Here is a 17,548-nt window from a genome sequence, read left to right on the forward strand (position 1 = left end):
CCGCGATTCGCGCGAAGGGTCCGGATGCCCGGTGGTCCGACCCGGCGGCCCGCGCGCCGGCGCCCGCGTGGCCCGTTGGGGCCGGGGCCGCCGGGGGCGGGGTGCGTCGGGCCATCGTGCTGCGCTCCTTTGCGCGGGGTGGGAGGAGGCGGTGGGCGAGTGGGTTTCCGCCTCCCCCCTGGCTGGTCGAAGTCAGGGGTCCTGCGTCCGGTTCATCCTGTCTGGGAGCGCTCCCAGAAGGTGCAGGATTGGACCGTAACCAGGCGCGTCGGTCAGCGGCAATGGATCAGGCTTACGCCATCCGAGTGAAGTGCGCTGAGTGATCAGATCCGGCCGTCGAACCCGTCGAAGCGGCCGTCGAATCGCTTCGAAAATGCCGCGACCCGGACCGGTGGTCCGGGTCGCGGCAGTCCTTCGGGTGAGACTCAGGCGCTCGAACGAGCCACCATCGCCGTCGGCAGGAGCAGGAACGGCGGCAGGTTCTCCTCGCCGGCCAGCTCCGCCATGAGCCGCCACGTCATGGTGCGCCCCAGCTGCTCCACGTCCTGGCGGATCGTGGTCAGCGGCGGCACCGCGGTGGAGGCGATCATCAGGTCGTCGAACCCGACCACGGCCACGTCGTCGGGCACCTTCTTGCCGTGCGCGTGCAGGGTCTGCAACGCGCCCAGCGCCATGATGTCCGCGCCGACGAAGACCGCGTCCAGGTCCGGCGCCCGTTCGAGCAGGTCGGCCATGGCGACCGCGCCGCTCTCCGGGGTGAAGTCGCCGTACGCGACGAGATCGGTGTCGAGCCGTGCCTGGCTCAGCCCGCGCTTCCAACCGGACAAACGGTCCATACCGACCGCCATGTCCCGTGGACCGGCGATGGTGGCGATCCGCTTCCGGCCCTTAGAGACCAGGTAGCGGGCCGCCTCCATGGCGCCGTTGAAGTTGTCCGAGTCCACATAGGGCACTCCACCGGCGCCGAGGGGCCTGCCGCCGACGACCGTCGGCAGGCCCGCGTCGGCCAGGGTGCGGGGCAGTGGGTCCTGGCCGTGCAGGCTGATCACCAGCACGCCGTCCACGTGGCCGCCGCAGAGGTAGTTGACCAGGTCCTGCTCGTCGCCCTCCTTGCTCATCATGAGGACGAGCTGGACCCGCTTGCCCGCGAGTTCGGCGTGCACACCGCGGAGCACGCCGGCGAAGAACGGGTCGGCCAGCACGCGGCTGCCCTGCTCCGAGACGACCAGGGCGATGCAGTTGGCCCGGCTGCCCGCGAGCGTGCGGGCCGCCTGGTTCGGGCTGTACCCGAGCTTGCCGATGGCCTGGTGCACCGCCTCGCGCGCCCTGGAGCTGACGTACGGCTCGCCGTTGATCACCCGGGAGACGGTCGACTTGGACACCCCGGCGGCGCGAGCGACCTCCTCCAGCCGGGTGTTGGGTCGTCGCGTCTTGGGTGGGTCAACGGCATCGGTCACGGAGCGACCGTCGCCGCGAGAGCGTTGCCACGGGCAACCTGCGAGTACCACATGGCGCTCATCTTAGGCGTCCGCACCTGGGTCTCGTAGTCGACATGCACGATCCCGAACCGCTTGGCGTAGCCCTCGGCCCATTCGAAGTTGTCCATGAGCGACCACGCGAAGTAACCGCGCAGGTCGACACCCGCCTCGATGGCCGCATGCGCCGCCCTGAGGTGCGACTCGATGTAACCGAGGCGCTCGGGGTCGTTGATCGATCCGTCCTCGTTGATCGAGTCGACGTACGCCGCCCCGTTCTCGGTCACGTACAGCGGGATGCTGGGGTAGTCCTGGTGCACCCGCATGAGGACCTTGAACAGGCCGTCCGGCTGCACCTCCCAGTCCATCGCGGTGCGCGGCAGGCCCCGGCTCGGGAACGACACGTGCTCCGCGCCGACCCACGGTGACCCGGTCGGGCGACGGCCGTTGTCCACGACCGGGGCTTCGGGCTCGGGGGTGTTGCTGACGAAGTGCTCTGCGTAGTAGTTCACGCCCAGCTGGTCCAGCGGCGCGGAGATGATCTCCAGGTCGTTCTCGCGGATGTGCTTGGAGAACCCGTAGGGCTCCAGGTCCTCCACGATGTCCGCCGGGTACTCGCCCTTGAACAGCGGGTCCAGGAAGATCCGGTTCTGCAGGCCGTCGAGCCGGCGCGCGGCGTCGAGGTCGCCCGGGTCGTCCGGGTTCGCCGGGATGATCGGGTACATGTTCAGCGTGATGCCGATCTTGGCGCTGGGCGCCTGCTCCCGGATCACCGAGGTGGCCAGGCCGTGCGCCAGCAGCAGGTGGTGCACCGCCGCGACGGCGGCCTCCGGCTCCTGGCGGCCGGGCGCGTGCACGCCGGCGGCGTAGCTCAGCAGCGACGAGCACCACGGCTCGTTGAGCGTGGTCCAGTTCTCCACCCGGTCGCCCAGCGCGCCGACGACCGACTCCGCGTACTCCGCGAAGCGGTACGCGGTGTCCCGGTTGGCCCAACCGCCCTCGTCCTCGAGGGTCTGCGGGAGGTCCCAGTGGTAGAGCGTGAGCCACGGGGTGATGTTGTTCTCGAGCAGCTTGTCGACCAGCCGGGAGTAGAAGTCCAGGCCGGGCTGGTTCACCGGGCCCGCGTCGGGCCGGATGCGGGGCCACGCGGTGGAGAACCGGTAGGCGTGCAACCCGAGGTCGACCATCAGCTGGACGTCTTCGTCGACGCGGTAGTAGTGGTCGGCCGCGGGATCACCCGTGTCACCGCCCACCACCGCGCCGGGGATCTTGCAGAACGTGTCCCAGATGGACGCGGTGCGACCGTCCGCGGTGGTCGCGCCTTCGATCTGGAACGCCGCGGTCGCGGCGCCCCACACGAATCCCTCGGGAAAGGAAATCGACTCCACAGCTACCCCTTCACAGCACCCTGCATGATCCCGGCGACGATCTGCCGACCGAGTACGAGGAAGACGATCAGAATCGGGACCGTGGCCATCGTGGTCCCGGCGAGCACGAGCGTTTTGTCGACGTAGTAGCCGCTCTGCAACTTCTCCAGGGCGACCTGCATCGTCGGGTTGTCCGCGTTGAGCACGATCAACGGCCAGAGGAAGTCGTTCCACGACATCATGAACGTGAAGATGCCCAGCATGGCGGCGGCCGGGCGCACCGCGGGCAGGCACACGTGCCAGAACGTGCGGATCATGCTGCACCCGTCCATGCGGGCCGCCTCGATCAGCTCGTCGGGCACGGCGTCGGCGATGTACTGGCGCATCCAGAACACGCCGAACGCGGTCACCAGGTTGGGGACGATGACCGCGCCGAGGGTGCCGGACCAGCCGTACTCCGCCATCACCATGTAGAGCGGGATGATGCCGAGCTGCGTGGGCACGGCGAGCGTGGCGACCACGAACACCATCAGCGGGCCGCGGCCCTTGAACCTCAGCTTGGCGAACGCGAACCCGGCCAACGTCGAGAGCACCACCACGGAGACCGTGACGGTGCCGGAGACGATGACGCTGTTGCCCAGCGCCTTCCAGAACGGGATGGTGTCGAGCACGCGTCCCGCGTTGACGAAGAACTGGCCACCGGGCAGCAGGGGCGCCTCGGCGGTGAACGTCGCGTCGTCGTGGCTGGCCACGAGGAACGACCAGTAGAACGGGAACGCCGATCCGAGGATGAAGGCGATCAGGATCCCGTAGACGGTGAAGCCCGGACGGCGCTCGGACAGCGAGACCGCCTTCGAGCGCCTCCGCTTCGAGGGCCTGGGCGGAGCGGCGCTCGGCGCCGGGCGATCGGTGATGGTGGCCATCACGCCTCCCCACTGGACGCGAGCCGGCGGGTGAGCAGGAAGTTGATCCCCGCGATCGCGATGATGACGATGAACAGCACCCAGGCCATCGCCGAGGCGTAGCCGAGGTCCTGGCTCTGGAAGCCGGCCTGGTACATGTAGAGCACGACCGTCTGGTACTGGTTGGTCGCACCGCCGTTGGCGCCCGCCGAGGGCGAGAACAGCAGCGGCTCGGTGAAGATCTGCAGGCCGCCGATGGTCGAGGTGACGATCACGAAGATCAGGGTGGGCCGCAGCATCGGCAGCGTGATGCTGAAGAACTGGCGCACCTTGCTCGCGCCGTCGACCCACGCGGCCTCGTACACGTCGCGCGGAATGGCCTGCATGGCGGCCAGCACGATCAGGGCGTTGTAGCCCGTCCAGCGCCAGTTGACCATGGTGGCGATGGCGACGTGGCTCCACCAGCGCTCGGCCTGCCAGTCGATCCGGTCGAAGCCGAAGAACTCGACGATGTTGTTGATCGTGCCGTACTGCACGCCGAACAGGTCGCCGAAGATGATGGTCAGGGCGACGAGGCTGGCCACGTAGGGCAGCAGCACGCCCATCCGCCAGCCGGTCCGCCCGCGCAGGGCGGTGTTGAGCAGCGCCGCCAGCAGCACCGCGATGACGACCTGAGGGAGCGTGGAGATCGCGAAGATGCTGAACGTGTTGACCATCGCGTTCCAGAACTGCGAGTCGGCCAACAGCGTGGTGTAGTTGTCGATGCCCACGAAGGGCTGTTCGTCCGCGCCCAGCTCCCACTCGAACAGCGAGATGTAGGCCGTGTAGAGCAGCGGGAACAGGCCCACCGCGGCGAACAGCACGAAGAACGGGGCGATGTAGAGGTAGGGCGAGACCTTCACGTCGAGGTTCGTGAGCCGGTAGCGCCAGCTCAGCTTGCCCGGACCGATGTCATCGTTGTCGTCGCGCCGCGGCGGGCGGGGCTCGGAGCCCCGCCCGCGCGCAACCGAAAGCTCGGTCGTCATTACTTGGCAGCCTTCTTGGCCCCATCGACGACCTTGTTCCAAGCCTCCTCAGGCGAGGTGCCCTGCTCGACCGAGGTCAGCGCCGGGGACACGACGTTGTCCTGGATCTCGCCGTCCTTCGGGCCCTTGTACTGGGCCGCCGCGACCTTGTTCGCCTGCTCGGAGAACAGCAGGCCGACCTTCTCGCCGCCGAAGTACTCGCTGGTCTGGTTGAGCAGCTCGGGGGAGATCAGCGCCTGGGTCTGGCTCGGGAAGGTGCCCTTGGCCTTGAACGCCTTGATCTGCTGCTCAGGCGCGGTCAGCCACGCGGCCAGCTTGGCGGCCTCGGCCTTGTTCTTGCCCTGCTTCGGGACGGTCAGGTACGAGCCGCCCCAGTTGCCGCCGCCGCCGGGGAACGCCGCGGTGACGGCCCACTTGCCCTTGTGCTCCGGGCCGGCGTTGCCCTCGATGACACCCAGCATCCAGGACGGGCAGGTCTTGGTGGCGAAGGCCGACTCCTTGAAGCCCTTCTGCCACTCCGGGCTCCACGCGGAGAGCTTGGCCGACTGGCCGCGCGCGACCGCGCCGGTGACCTGGTCCCAGACCTTCTTGTCGTCGTTGGTCTCGATCACGAGCTTGTCGTCGCGGTCGAAGTAGCCGGTCTCGTTCTGGTTGTGCATCGGGTTGAAGATCTGGGCGGCCGAGTCGAACCACGGCTTGTTCGTGGCCTTGACGTACTTGTCACCGGCCTCGAAGTACGAGTCCCAGGTGGCGAACAGGGCCTTGACGCCCTCGGGGTCGGACGGCAGGCCGGCGGCCTCCAGCATGTCCTTGCGGTAGCACATGGCCAGCGGACCGATGTCGGTGCCGTAGCCGATGAGCTTGTCGTCCTTGGTGGTGACCGCGTCGACCTTCCACTGCAGCCAGCGGTCCTCGCGGACGTCCTTCGGGCCGATCTCCTTGAGGTCCTCGAACTGGCCCGACTTGGCCATGACCTGGCTCAGGAAGCCCTCTTCGACGGCCTCGACGTCGGCCAGGCCGGAGCCCGCGCCCAGCTTGGTGAACAGGTTCTGGTGGTGCGGCGCGGCCTGGCCGGTCTTGCGCTGCGTGACCTTGATGTTCGGGTTCGCGGCTTCGTACTCCTTGAGGAGCTCCTCGTACCCGAACTCGTTGAAGGTCGCGATGGTCAGCTCGACCTTGCCGTCGGACGAGCCTCCGGACCCTCCCGAGCCACAGGCCGTGGCGACTGCGGCAAGCACTGCGGTGCAGGCCAGGACTTTGGCCAAGCCTGCTCGACGGTAGCGCACGAGAACTCCTCAGTTGATCGGCGGTGAACGTTCTGGGAGCGCTCCCAGGTTTTGGGGGAGTGTGGTTCGCGCCACGGAGTTGTGTCAAGCTCTCGTGTCCGCGCTGTTACCGACGTTGCGACGTTTGCCTTGCTGGACCGATTCTGCTAGCGGTGTGCGCCGTAGTCCGTTCAGGCACTGTTCGTAGACCAGTCGGACACGCTCGGTTCATCTCCGCGCCGAACGGCCCGGAAAAGATTCACGAGTCGCGAACCCACTCTCCCGGCACCAGTCTGCACCGGAAGTGTGCACATGTCCGCCATCACCCCACCGCGAGTCGCGAACCGGGGTCGGCGGAGTGGTCCGGTCGGGTTGCGCGAGTCGGCCGGCCGGGTGGTGTGCGCCGGCCGGCCGAGTGACCTCCGACCGGCCCGCGGGACGTGCTGAGACGTCCATTCAGGACCGGCCGGCCACCGGGGTGTTTCGTCACGCGCGGGGGCGCCCCGGAATATAGGGGTACCCCTCATTATCGGCGCGTTTCCGAGACGTTATCGGACGCGCCGCGCGGTGGCGGTGGGTCAGCGACCGTCCTCCAGGTCGCCCTCGGTTTCCAGGTACGCCTTTTGCAGCGCGTCCAGCGTCTCCGGTTCCGGGTGCTCCCACATACCCCGGTTGGCCGCTTCCAGCAGCCGTTCGGAGATGCCGTGCAGCGCCCAGGGGTTGGACCGCTCCAGGAAGTCCCGGTTCACCGGGTCCAGCACGTAGGTCGCCGCGAGCTGCTCGTACATCCAGTCGGCGACCACGCCGGTGGTGGCGTCGTAGCCGAACAGGTAGTCCACGGTCGCGGCGAGTTCGAACGCGCCTTTGTACCCGTGCTTGCGCATCGCGGCCAACCACCGCGGGTTCACCACGCGGGCGCGGAAGATCCGGTTCGTTTCCTCGTGCAGCGTCCGGGTGCGCACGGCATCGGGCCGCGTGCTGTCGCCGACATATGCCGCGGGCGCTTTTCCGGTCAACGCGCGGACGGTCGCGATCATCCCGCCGTGATATTGGAAGTAGTCGTCGGAATCGGCGATGTCGTGTTCCCGGGTGTCGATGTTCTTCGCCGCGACCGCGATGCGCTTGTAGGCGCTCTCCATCGCCGGGCGCGCTTCGACGCCGTCGAGTTCCCGGCCGTAGGCGTAGCCGCCCCACACCGCGTACACCTCGGCGAGATCGGCGTCGTCGCGCCAGTTCCGACTGTCGATCAACGGGAGCAGGCCGGCGCCGTACGCGCCCGGTTTGCTGCCGAAGATGCGCATTGTCGCGCGACGCGGGTCGTTGTGCTCCGCGAGGTCGGCTTGGGCGTGCGCGCGGACGTAGTTGTCCGCCGCCGACTCGTCCAGGTTCGCGACCAGTCGCACAGCGTCATCGATCAGTGCCACCACGTGCGGGAACGCATCGCGGAAGAAGCCGCTGACGCGAACCGTGACGTCGATTCGCGGTCGGTTCAACTCGTCGAGCGGGATCACTTCCAGACCGGTCACCCGGCGGGACTGGTCGTCCCATTGGGGCCGAACGCCGAGCAGCGCGAGCACCTCGGCGATGTCGTCGCCCGCGGTGCGCATGGCGCTGGTGCCCCAGACCGACAGGCCCACCGACGGCGGCCACTCCCCCGTGTCCGCGCGGTAGCGCTCCAGCAGCGACTCCGCCATGGCCTGCCCGGTCTCCCAGGCCAGCCGGGACGGCACCGCCTTGGGGTCGACCGAGTAGAAGTTGCGGCCGGTCGGCAGCACGTTCACCAGGCCGCGCAGCGGCGAGCCGCTGGGACCGGCCGGCACGTAGCCGCCGTCCAGGGCGTGCAGCACGTTGGTCAGCTCGTCGGTGGTGCGGGCCAGCCGGGGCACGACCTCCAGCGCGGCGAACTCCAGGATGCGCGCCACGTCCTCGTCGTCGGTGAGGGTCCGGGCCGCGTTCACGTCCCAATTGGCGTCTTCCATCGCTTGGACCAGCGCGCGGGCCCGTTCCTCGACGCGGTCGGTGGCGGTCCGGTCGTTGCCGGCCTCCGCCAGGCCCAGCGCCTCGCGCAGGCCGGGCAGCGCGGCGACCTCACCCGCCCACATCTGCTTGGCCTGGAGGATCGACAGCACCAGGTTGACCCTGGTCCCGCCGGTGGGAGCGTGGCCCAGGACGTGCAGGCCGTCGCGGATCTGGACGTCCTTGATCTCGCACAGCCAGCCGTCGACGTGCAGGATCAGGTCGTCGAACTCGGCGTCGTGCGGCCGGTCGGAGATGCCCAGGTCGTGGTCGAGCTTGGCGGCCTGGATGAGGGTCCAGATCTGGGCCCGGATCGCGGGCAGCTTGGCCGGGTCCATCGCGGCGATGGTGCCGTGCTCGTCCAGCAGCTGCTCCAGCCGGGCGATGTCGCCGTAGCTGTCGGCCCGGGCCATCGGCGGCACGAGGTGGTCGACCAGGGTGGCGTGCGCCCGCCGCTTCGCCTGGGTGCCCTCGCCCGGGTCGTTGACCAGGAACGGGTAGACCAGCGGCAGGTCGCCCAGCGCCGCGTCCGGCCCGCAGCCCGCGGACATGCCGACGGTCTTGCCGGGCAGCCACTCCAGGTTGCCGTGCTTGCCCACGTGCACCACGGCGTCGGCGCCGAACTCGTCCTCCAGCCACCGGTAGGCGGCCAGGTAGTGGTGGCTCGGCGGCAGGTCCGGGTCGTGGTAGATGGCGATCGGGTTCTCGCCGAAGCCGCGCGGCGGCTGCACCATGACCACGACGTTGCCCGAGCGCAGCGCCGCCAGCACGATCTCGCCGTCGGGGTCCTTCGACCGGTCCACGAACAGCTCGCCGGGCGCCTCACCCCAGTGCCGCTCCATCTCCTGGCGGGTGTCCTCGGGCAGGGTGGCGTACCACCCCCGGTAGCGGGCCGCCGGCAGCCGCACGGGGTTGCCCTCGAACTGCTCGGCGGTGAGCCAGTCGGCGTCCTGGCCGCCCGCGGCGATCAGGGCGTGAATGAGCGCGTCGCCGTCGAGGTCGGCCACGCCGGGCAGCTCGTCGCCGATGTCGTAGCCGCGCTCCCGCATCGCGGCCAGCAGCCGCACGACGCTGGCCGGGGTGTCCAGGCCGACCGCGTTGCCGATCCGGGAGTGCTTGGTCGGGTAGGCCGACAGCATCACCGCGATGCGCCGCTCGGCCGGCGGGATGTGCCGCAGCCTGCCGTGGCGCACGGCGATGCCCGCGACCCGGGACGCGCGTTCGGGGTCGGCGACGTACACGGTCAGGCCGTCCTCGTCGACCTCCTTGAACGAGAACGGCACCGTGATGATCCGGCCGTCGAACTCCGGGATCGCGACCTGGGTGGCGGTGTCCAGCGGGGACAGGCCGTCGTCGTTGTCGTCCCACGCGGCACGGCTGCCGGTCAGGCACAGGGCCTGGAGGATCGGCACGTCGAGGGCGGCCAGCGCGCCCACGTCCCACGCGTCGTCGTCGCCACCCGCGGAGGCGGTGGCGGGCTTGGTGCCGCCGGCCGCGAGCACTGTGACGACCAGGGCGTCCGCGGTGCCCAGCTGGGCCAGCAGCTCCGCCTCCGCCGTGCGCAACGAGGCGCAGTAGACCGGCAGCGGTCGGCCGCCCTTGGCCACGATCGCGTCGCACAGCGCGTGCACGAACGCCGTGTTCCCGGCCACGTGGTGGGCGCGGTAGTACAGGACCGCGATCGTCGGCCCCTCGACCTCGTCCCGCCGCTCCAGCAGGCCCCAGGTGGGCGTCGGCTCCGGCGGCGCGAAGCCGTGGCCGGTGAGCAGCACCGTGTCGGACAGGAAGTGGTGCAGCTGGGCGAGGTTCGCCGCGCCACCGTGCGCCAGGTACGCGTGCGCCTCCGCGCAGACGCCGCCGGGCACGGTCGACAGCTCCATGAGCGGCGCGTCGGGGTTCTGCTCACCGCCCAGCACCACGACCGGCAGGCCCGAGGCGAGCAGCCGGTCGAGCCCCTCCTCCCACATCCGGCGACCGCCGAGGATGCGCACGACCACCAGGTCGACGCCGTCCAGCAGTGCCGGGAGGTCGTCCGCGGCGGTGCGGGCGGGGTTGGCCAGGCGGTAGTCGGCGCCACTCGCGCGGGCGGACAGCAGGTCCGTGTCGGAGGTCGACAACAGCAGGATCACGTGCGGGCTCCATCCCTCGGGGGTCCTCGCCCCGGTCGTGGGGGACGGCGAGCGGAGTTCCTGACTCCCGGGGGCTCCCCCGGTCACAGTGGCGGGACCGCGCCGGATTCACACCGGCTTCCTCCTGCTGCTTCGCCGTTCGGAGGTCACCCTAACGGCAGTTAGCATCCAGTCCATGCCCGCGGATCGAACTCACCCGGACGCCTGCCCCGGAGCCGTCGACGTGCACCAGGCCGCCGACGGCGGTCTGGCGCGCGTGCGGGTGCCCGGCGGGACGTTGAGCGCGGCGCAGGTCGACGTGCTCCGGTCCGCCGCGATCGAGCTGGGCGACGGCGTCCTGGAGTTGACCTCGCGGGCGAACTTGCAGATCAGGGGCTTGGCGCCGGGGGCGGAGCACGAACTGGGCGCGCGGCTGCGCGACGCCGGCCTGCTGCCCTCGATGACGCACGAGCGGGTGCGCAACATCGTCGCCGCGCCGCTGGAGGACAACCAGGCGCTGGTCGACGCGATCGACGCCGCGCTGTGCGGCGTGCCGGAGCTCGCGTCCCTGCCCGGCCGGTTCCTGGTCACGGTGGGTGGCGCGGTCAGCGGCCTGGCGGGTGACATCGGGCTCGTCGGTGACGCGTTGTTCCTGGCAGGCCACGATTCAGGGCTGCGGGTGGCCGACCCGGTCGCGGCGGTGGTGACCGCCGCGCGGGTGTTCGGCGAGCTCCGCGGCGAGGCGTGGCGGCTGTCCGAAGTGGACGGCGGTGTGCGGAAGATCACGGCGGCGTTGGGCGTTCCGGGTGACGCCCGGGTCCAGCCGGGTGTGACGCCCGTCGCACCCGGCGTGCACGGTCCGGTGGTCGTGGCGGGCGTGCCGCTGGGGCGCTGGGACGCCCGGCTGCTGGCCGGCGTGCCAATGCGGCTGACGCCCTGGCGGAGCGTGGTGCTGCCGGCCGGGAGCGACACCACGGGCCTGTTCACCTCGCCGGACTCGCCGTGGCACGGGGTCAGCGCGTGCACCGGCCGGCCGGGGTGCGCGAAGTCGTTGGCCGACGTGCGCGCCGACGCCGCCCGGTGGGTCGAGACCCGGACCGCGCCGGGTCGGGCGCACTGGTCGGGCTGCGCCCGCCGGTGCGGGCGGCCGGCGGGCGACGTGGTGGAGTTCGTCGCGACCGGCGACGCCTACGAGGAGATCAGGTGACCAGCTACGTCAAGGACGGCGCGGAGATCTACCGCCGTTCCTTCGCCACCATCCGCGCCGAGGCAGACCTGGCGCGGTTCCCGCCGGACGTGGCGCGGGTGGTGGTGCGGATGATCCACGCCTGCGGGATGGTCGACCTGGTGTCGGACGTCGACTTCTCGCCGCACGTGGTGCGCGACGCGCGGGCGGCGCTGCTGGCCGGCGCGCCGATCCTGTGCGACGCGCAGATGGTCGCGGCGGGCGTGACGCGGCGTCGGCTGCCCGCTGACAACGAGGTCGTGTGCGCGTTGGGCGACCCGCGGGTGCCGGAACTGGCCGCCGAGCTGGGCAACACCCGCAGCGCGGCGGCGCTGGAGCTGTGGGGCGACAAGCTGGACGGCGCGGTGGTCGCCATCGGCAACGCGCCGACCGCGTTGTTCCACCTGCTGGACCTGATCGCGGCGGGCGCGCCCCGGCCCGCCGCCGTGCTGGGCGTGCCGGTCGGGTTCATCGGCGCGGCGGAGTCCAAGGACGCGCTGGCCGACAACGACCTGGGGTTGGAGTACCTGGTGGTGCGCGGTCGGCGGGGCGGCAGCGCCATGACGGCGGCGGCGCTCAACGCGATCGCGAGCGAGGAAGAATGACGGGCAAGCTGTACGGGGTCGGGGTGGGTCCGGGCGACCCGGAGCTGGTGACCGTCAAGGCGGCGCGGCTGATCGGCGAGGCGGACGTGGTCGTCTTCCACAGCGCGCGGCACGGTCGGAGCGTGGCGCGCCGGATCGCCGCGCCCTACCTGCGGGAGGGGCAGGTCGAGGAGCAGCTGGTCTACCCCGTCACGACCGAGGACTCCGACGACTACCAGGGCGAGATCGACGCGTTCTACGAGGAGTGCGCGGCGCGGTTGGCCGCGCACCTGGACGTCGGGCGCACGGTGGTGGTGCTGGCGGCGGGCGACCCGTTCTTCTACGGCTCCTACATGCACCTGCACAAGCGGCTGGCGCACCGGTACGAAGCCGAGGTCGTGCCCGGCGTGACGTCGGTGAGCGCGGGCGCGGCGGTGATCGGGCGGCCCCTGGTGGAGCGGGACGAGGTGCTGACCGTGCTGCCCGGCACGTTGTCGGCGGACGCGCTGGTCGAGCACCTGGCGGGCGGCGACCCGGTGGCGATCATGAAGCTGGGGCGGACGTTCCCGCAGGTGCGCGAGGCGCTGGCGCGGGCGGGCCGGCTGGACGAGGCGTGGTACGTGGAGCGGGCGACGACCGGCGCGCAGCGCACCGCGCCGCTGTCCGAAGTGGACGCCGAGGGCGTGCCGTACTTCTCCTTGGCGCTGCTGCCGAGCAAGCCCGCCCACCGGCCGGCGGGCCGGGGCGAGGTCGTGGTGGTCGGGCTCGGCCCGGCCGGGCCGGAGTGGTTGACGCCGCAGGCTCGGCGGGCGCTGGCCGAGGCGGACGACCTGGTCGGGTACGTGACCTACCTGAACCGGGTGCCGGTGAACCCGCGCCAGCGGCGGCACGCGTCGGACAACAAGGTCGAGGCCGAGCGGGCCGCGTTCGCGCTGGACCTGGCCAAGCGGGGCCGGCGGGTCGCGGTGGTGTCCTCGGGCGACCCGGGCGTGTTCGCGATGGCCAGCGCGGTGCTGGAGGTCGCGGACGAGGAGCAGTTCGCGGACGTGCCGGTGACCGTGCTGCCGGGGATGACCGCGGCGCACGCGGTGGCGAGCCGGGTCGGCGCGCCGCTGGGGCACGACTACTGCGTGGTGTCGCTGTCGGACCGGCTCAAGCCGTGGGACGTGATCGAGGAGCGGCTGGAGGCCGCGGCGCGGGCCGACCTGGTGCTGGCGATCTACAACCCGGCGTCGCGCAGCCGCACGTGGCAGGTGGACAAGGCGCGTGACGCGCTGCTGCGGCACCGCTCCCCCGACACGCCGGTGGTCGTCGGGCGGGACGTGGGCGGGCCGGAGGAGTCCGTGCGGGTGGTGCGGCTGGCCGACCTGGACTCGTCCACCGTGGACATGCGGTGCCTGCTGCTGGTCGGGTCGTCGCAGACGAAGGTCGGCGCGCGGGGCGCGGTGTTCACCCCGCGCCGCTACCCCGGGTGAGCCAGGCGACGGCCTCGGCCACCGTCTCCACCAGCGGCGCGGTCGGTGGCGGCGGCCGGCGCACGACCACGACCGGGATGCCGAGGTGACGGGCGGCGGTCAGCTTGGCCGCCGTCATCTCCCCGCCGCTGTCCTTGGTGACCAGCACCTCGACCCGGTGCTCCCGCATCAGCGCCAGCTCACCGTCCACTGTGTACGGTCCGCGGTCCAGGACGACGTGCAGGCGCGGGTTCGGCGGGTCGGGCGGGTCGACCGTGCGCGCGACGCCGCCGGTGAACGCGGCCAGCTCCTGCCGCCCGGTGGTGATGAACGCCCGGCGGCCGGCGACGAGCGCGGCGGCCTCGGCGACGCTGTCCACGTACCGCCAGCCGTCCTCGGGCGGCCAGCCGGGGCGGCGCAGGACGAGCAGCGGCGTGCCGGTCGCGGTGGTGGCGGCGAGCGCGTTGGCGGTGATGCGGTCGGCGAACGGGTGGGTGGCGTCCACGACGGCGTCCACGCGTTCGGCGCGCAGGTAGGCCACGAGGCCGTCGACACCGCCGAAGCCGCCGACGCGGACCTCCCCCACCGGCAGCTTCGGGTCCGCCACCCGGCCCGCCAGCGACGAGATCACCCGGACGCCGGTGAGCGCGGCGGCCAGCGCGCGGGCCTCGCCGGTGCCACCCAGTACCAGCACGGTCTTCACGGTTGTTGCATCCTGTCGTCGTGAGCACGAACCTGCGCTTCGGCTGGACCACCGGCGCCTGCGCCACCGCCGCGACCACGGCGGCGTACACGGCGTTGCTCACCGGCGAGTTCCCCGACCCGGTCGGGATCGTGCTGCCGAAGGGCCAGACGCCGTCGTTCGCCCTGGCGCGCGAGGAGCTGGCCGGTGACCGGGCGTTCGCCGCGATCGTCAAGGACGCGGGCGACGACCCGGACGTCACGCACCTCGCGCTGGTCGGGGCGCAGGTGCGGCACGGCGCGCCGGGCAGCGGCGTGGTGTTCGAGGCCGGGCCCGGGGTCGGCACGGTGACCAAGCCGGGCCTGCCGCTGCCGGTGGGCGAGCCGGCCATCAACCCGGTGCCGCGGCAGATGATGCGCGAGCACGTCGCGCGGGTCGCGGCCGAGCACGGCGGCACCGGTGACGTGGTCGTGTCGATCTCGGTCGAGCACGGCGAGGAGCTGGCCCGGCGGACGTGGAACCCCCGGCTGGGCGTCCTGGGCGGGCTGTCGATCCTGGGCACGACGGGGATCGTGGTGCCGTACTCGTGCTCGGCGTGGATCGACAGCATCCGGCGCGGCATCGACGTGGCGCGCGCGCAGGGCTACGAGCACGTCGCCGGGTGCACCGGCAGCACGTCGGAGAAGGTCGCGGCGGCGCTGCACGGGCTGCCGGAGGACGCGTTGCTGGACATGGGCGACTTCGCCGGCGCGGTGTTGAAGTACCTGCGCCGCCACCCCGTGCCGCGGCTGACCGTCGCGGGCGGGATCGGCAAGCTGTCCAAGCTGGCCGACGGCCACCTGGACCTGCACTCGGGGCGGTCGCAGGTCAACCTGGGTTTCCTCGCGTCCCTGGTGGACGACCCGGCGCTGGCCGGGGCGATCACGCAGGCCAACACGGCGCTCGGCGCCCTCCAGGTGTGCCAGGCGGCGGGCGTGCCGCTGGGCGACCTCGTGGCGGCGAGGGCCAAAGCCACGGCGGACGACGTGCTGCGCGGCGCGCCGGTCACCGTGGACGTGATCGTCATCGACCGCGCGGGCACCGTCGTCGGGCGCGCCTGACCTCGTCACGAGCGGCTGCGGGTGGTGGAGTACAGGTGGCTGTCGGGGAAGCCCTCGGCGGTCAGCACCCGGCCCACGACGATGACGGCGGTGCGCTTCACGCCCGCCGCGCGCACCTGGTCGGCGATGTCGGCCAGGGTGCCGCGCAGGACCAGCTCGTCGTCGCGGCTCGCGCGCGCCACCACGGCGACCGGGCAGTCCGCGCCGTAGTTCGGCAGCAGGTCGGCGACCACCTCCAGGATCCGCTGCACGGCCAGGTGCAGCACGATCGTGGCGCCGGGGCGGCCCAGCGTCAGCAGGTCCTCCCCCGGCGGCATGGCGGTGGCGCGGGCCGCGGTGCGGGTCAGGATCACCGTCTGCCCGACGCCCGGCACGGTCAGCTCCCGGTTCAGCGACGCCGCGGCGGCGGCGAACGCGGGCACGCCCGGCGTCACGTCGTAGGCGATGCCCAGCGCGTCCAGCCGGCGCATCTGCTCGGCCATCGCGCTGAACACCGACGGGTCGCCGGAGTGCAGGCGGGCCACGTCGTGGCCGGCGGCGTGCGCGGCGGCGAGCTCGGCCGTGATCTCGTCGAGGTCCAGGTTCGCGGTGTCGACCAGGCGCGCGTCGGGCGGGCAGTGCTCCAGCACCTCGGCCGGCACCAGCGCGCCCGCGTACAGGCAGACCGGCGACCCGGCGATGAGCCGCGCCGCGCGCAGGGTGAGCAGGTCGGCCGCGCCGGGCCCGGCGCCGATGAAGTGGACGGTCACGAACGCTCCTTGGTCACTAGCCACGTGGTCACGGGAAGCTGCGGGCGCCAGCCGGTGAACGTGCCGATCGCGGTCGCCCGGCTCACCTCGATCCGGCTCAGGTCACCGCCCAGCCTGCCGTGCCACCGGGTCAGCACGGCCTCCGACTCCAGCGTCACGGCGTTGGCCACCAGCCGGCCGCCGGGCTTCACCGCGTCCCAGCAGCGCTCCACCACGCCCTCGGCGGTGAGGCCGCCGCCGATGAACACCGCGTCGGGCGCCTCCAGGTCGAGCGCCCCCGGTGACGTGCCGACCACGACCTCGATGCCCGGCACGCCGAACGTCGTCGCGTTGCGCGTGATGCGGGCGGCGCGCTCGGGGTGCTGCTCCACGGCGATGGCCCGGCAGCTCGGGTGGGTGCGGCACCACTCGACGGCGATGCTGCCCGCGCCCGCGCCGACGTCCCACAGCAGCTCGCCGGGGCGCGGCGCGAGCAGCGCCAACGTCACCGCGCGCACCTCGCGCTTGGTCAGCTGACCGTCGTGCTCGAAGGAGTCGTCCGGCCGCCCCGGCGTCACCGACGCGCCGCCCGCGCCGCACTCGACCGCGAGCACGTGCAGCGGGTCGGCGTCGTCGAGCGAGTGGTGGACGCGTTCCGCGGGTCCGCCCAACTGCTCCAGCACGGTCAGCCGCGCGTCCGGGGCCAGCGCGGCGACCTCGCGCGGGTTCGCGCCGAGCACCAGCACGCGCCGTCCCGGGTGCAGGTGCGGCACGACGAGCGCGGCGGGCTTGCCCACCAGGCTCACCACCGCCACGTCGTCCAACGCCCAGCCGAGCCGCGCGCACGCCAGCGACACCGACGACGGGTGCGGCAGCACGCGGACGTGCTCCGCGCCCAGCAGCCGCACCAGGGTGGTGCCGATGCCGTGGAACATCGGGTCGCCGCTGGCCAGCACGCCCACCCGGCGGCCGGCGTGGCGCTCCAGCAGACCGGGCAGCGCGGGCACCAGCGGCGACGGCCACGGCACCCGGTCGAACCGACCCGGGACCAGGTCGAGCTGGCGCGCGCTGCCCATCAGCACCTCGCACGAGGCGATCTCGTGCCGCGACGCGGGCGGCAGGCCGTCCCAGCCGTCGGCGCCGATGCCGATGACCGTGACGCTCACACCGTGCCCAGGACGCGGGTGACGGCGATCTCGATCACCACGCGGTCCGGGTTGGGCCGGGGCGTGCGGTAGCGGTCGGCGTAGCGCCGTTCGGCGTCCCGGACCGCCTCCGGGTCCTGGCGGACCACGGCACGCCCCTCCAGAGTCGACCAACGACGACCGTCCACTTGGCACACGGCGACGTGCGCCTCACCGGCCGCGAGGATCTGCCGCGCCTTGTGCGACCCGCGCGAGGTGATGACCCGCGCGGTCGCGGTCTCCACGTCCAGCGTGACGCCGACCGGCACGACGTGCGGCGTGCCGTCCGGGCGGATCGTGGTCAGCGTGCACAGGTGGCGCTCGGTCCAGAACGCGCGGAAGTCCTCGCCCTTGCTCGACAACATGGGTGCATCATGCGGCACGCACCGGCTATCGTGGAAAACGTGACGCGCCGATTTAGCCGCCCCCGGCC

14 protein-coding genes and 1 riboswitch are annotated in these 17,548 nt (G+C 72.0%); of the genes, 4 read left to right on the forward strand and 10 right to left on the reverse strand.

What is annotated here, in order from left to right; all coding sequences use genetic code 11:
• Positions 1–425: 425 nt before the first annotated feature.
• From ACIQMJ_RS17405 to cobN, 6 genes are all read right to left on the reverse strand, one after another.
• The gene (locus tag ACIQMJ_RS17405) at positions 426–1,457 is read right to left on the reverse strand and encodes a LacI family DNA-binding transcriptional regulator (protein ID WP_499761983.1); all 1,032 of its coding nucleotides are present in this window, start codon (positions 1,455–1,457) and stop codon (positions 426–428) included.
• Complete coding sequence (locus tag ACIQMJ_RS17410) at positions 1,454–2,854, reverse strand: GH1 family beta-glucosidase (protein ID WP_499762456.1); 1,401 nt, start codon at positions 2,852–2,854, stop codon at positions 1,454–1,456. Before ACIQMJ_RS17410 ends, ACIQMJ_RS17405 begins: the two co-directional genes overlap by 4 nt.
• 11 nt (positions 2,855–2,865) lie before the next feature.
• A complete protein-coding gene (locus ACIQMJ_RS17415; RefSeq protein ID WP_499761984.1) occupies positions 2,866–3,765 on the reverse strand; it encodes a carbohydrate ABC transporter permease in 900 nt (299 codons plus the stop codon).
• Positions 3,765–4,769, reverse strand: coding sequence for a carbohydrate ABC transporter permease (locus ACIQMJ_RS17420; protein WP_499761985.1), 1,005 nt, complete (start codon positions 4,767–4,769; stop codon positions 3,765–3,767). Before ACIQMJ_RS17420 ends, ACIQMJ_RS17415 begins: the two co-directional genes overlap by 1 nt.
• The gene (locus ACIQMJ_RS17425; protein ID WP_499761986.1) at positions 4,769–6,055 is read right to left on the reverse strand and encodes an ABC transporter substrate-binding protein; all 1,287 of its coding nucleotides are present in this window, start codon (positions 6,053–6,055) and stop codon (positions 4,769–4,771) included. Before ACIQMJ_RS17425 ends, ACIQMJ_RS17420 begins: the two co-directional genes overlap by 1 nt.
• A gap of 557 nt (positions 6,056–6,612) precedes the next feature.
• Entirely contained in the window at positions 6,613–10,179 is a 3,567-nt protein-coding gene (gene cobN, locus ACIQMJ_RS17430; protein WP_499761987.1) for a cobaltochelatase subunit CobN, read from the reverse strand.
• Positions 10,180–10,213: 34 nt separating this feature from the next.
• Positions 10,214–10,343, reverse strand: a riboswitch (cobalamin riboswitch).
• Positions 10,344–10,354: 11 nt separating this feature from the next.
• Between cobN and ACIQMJ_RS17435 the strand changes: the two genes are divergently transcribed.
• The 3 genes from ACIQMJ_RS17435 to cobJ are packed head-to-tail and all read left to right on the forward strand — an operon-like array spanning position 10,355 to position 13,442.
• On the forward strand, positions 10,355–11,365 hold the full coding sequence (locus ACIQMJ_RS17435; RefSeq protein WP_499761988.1) for a ferredoxin-like domain-containing protein: 1,011 nt from the start codon (positions 10,355–10,357) through the stop codon (positions 11,363–11,365).
• On the forward strand, positions 11,362–11,988 hold the full coding sequence (locus ACIQMJ_RS17440; RefSeq protein WP_499761989.1) for a precorrin-8X methylmutase: 627 nt from the start codon (positions 11,362–11,364) through the stop codon (positions 11,986–11,988). The genes ACIQMJ_RS17435 and ACIQMJ_RS17440 overlap by 4 nt, the downstream gene beginning before the upstream one ends.
• Positions 11,985–13,442, forward strand: coding sequence for a precorrin-3B C(17)-methyltransferase (gene cobJ, locus ACIQMJ_RS17445; protein ID WP_499761990.1), 1,458 nt, complete (start codon positions 11,985–11,987; stop codon positions 13,440–13,442). Before ACIQMJ_RS17440 ends, cobJ begins: the two co-directional genes overlap by 4 nt.
• Here cobJ and ACIQMJ_RS17450 read toward each other — a convergent pair.
• Positions 13,417–14,115: a cobalt-precorrin-6A reductase gene (locus ACIQMJ_RS17450; RefSeq protein ID WP_499761991.1), complete on the reverse strand. Its 699-nt coding sequence runs from the start codon at positions 14,113–14,115 to the stop codon at positions 13,417–13,419. The two genes, cobJ and ACIQMJ_RS17450, sit on opposite strands and share 26 nt — an antisense overlap.
• A gap of 29 nt (positions 14,116–14,144) precedes the next feature.
• Between ACIQMJ_RS17450 and ACIQMJ_RS17455 the strand changes: the two genes are divergently transcribed.
• Positions 14,145–15,203, forward strand: coding sequence for a cobalt-precorrin-5B (C(1))-methyltransferase (locus ACIQMJ_RS17455; protein WP_499761992.1), 1,059 nt, complete (start codon positions 14,145–14,147; stop codon positions 15,201–15,203).
• Positions 15,204–15,208: 5 nt separating this feature from the next.
• Here the strand turns inward: ACIQMJ_RS17455 and cobM are convergent, their stop codons facing one another.
• Genes cobM through ACIQMJ_RS17470 form a run of 3 tightly spaced genes read right to left on the reverse strand, consistent with a single transcriptional unit; the run spans position 15,209 to position 17,480 of the window.
• Positions 15,209–15,952, reverse strand: coding sequence for a precorrin-4 C(11)-methyltransferase (gene cobM, locus ACIQMJ_RS17460; RefSeq protein ID WP_499761993.1), 744 nt, complete (start codon positions 15,950–15,952; stop codon positions 15,209–15,211).
• A complete protein-coding gene (cbiE, locus tag ACIQMJ_RS17465; RefSeq protein ID WP_499761994.1) occupies positions 15,949–17,097 on the reverse strand; it encodes a precorrin-6y C5,15-methyltransferase (decarboxylating) subunit CbiE in 1,149 nt (382 codons plus the stop codon). Before cbiE ends, cobM begins: the two co-directional genes overlap by 4 nt.
• Positions 17,094–17,480 carry a pyridoxamine 5'-phosphate oxidase family protein gene (locus ACIQMJ_RS17470; RefSeq protein ID WP_499761995.1) on the reverse strand — a complete coding sequence of 129 codons (387 nt, stop codon included), beginning with the start codon at positions 17,478–17,480 and terminating at the stop codon, positions 17,094–17,096. The genes cbiE and ACIQMJ_RS17470 overlap by 4 nt, the downstream gene beginning before the upstream one ends.
• Between the last annotated feature and the right edge of the window lie 68 nt (positions 17,481–17,548).

The organism is Actinosynnema sp. NPDC091369 (assembly GCF_044757065.1).
Taxonomy (GTDB): domain Bacteria; phylum Actinomycetota; class Actinomycetes; order Mycobacteriales; family Pseudonocardiaceae; genus Actinosynnema.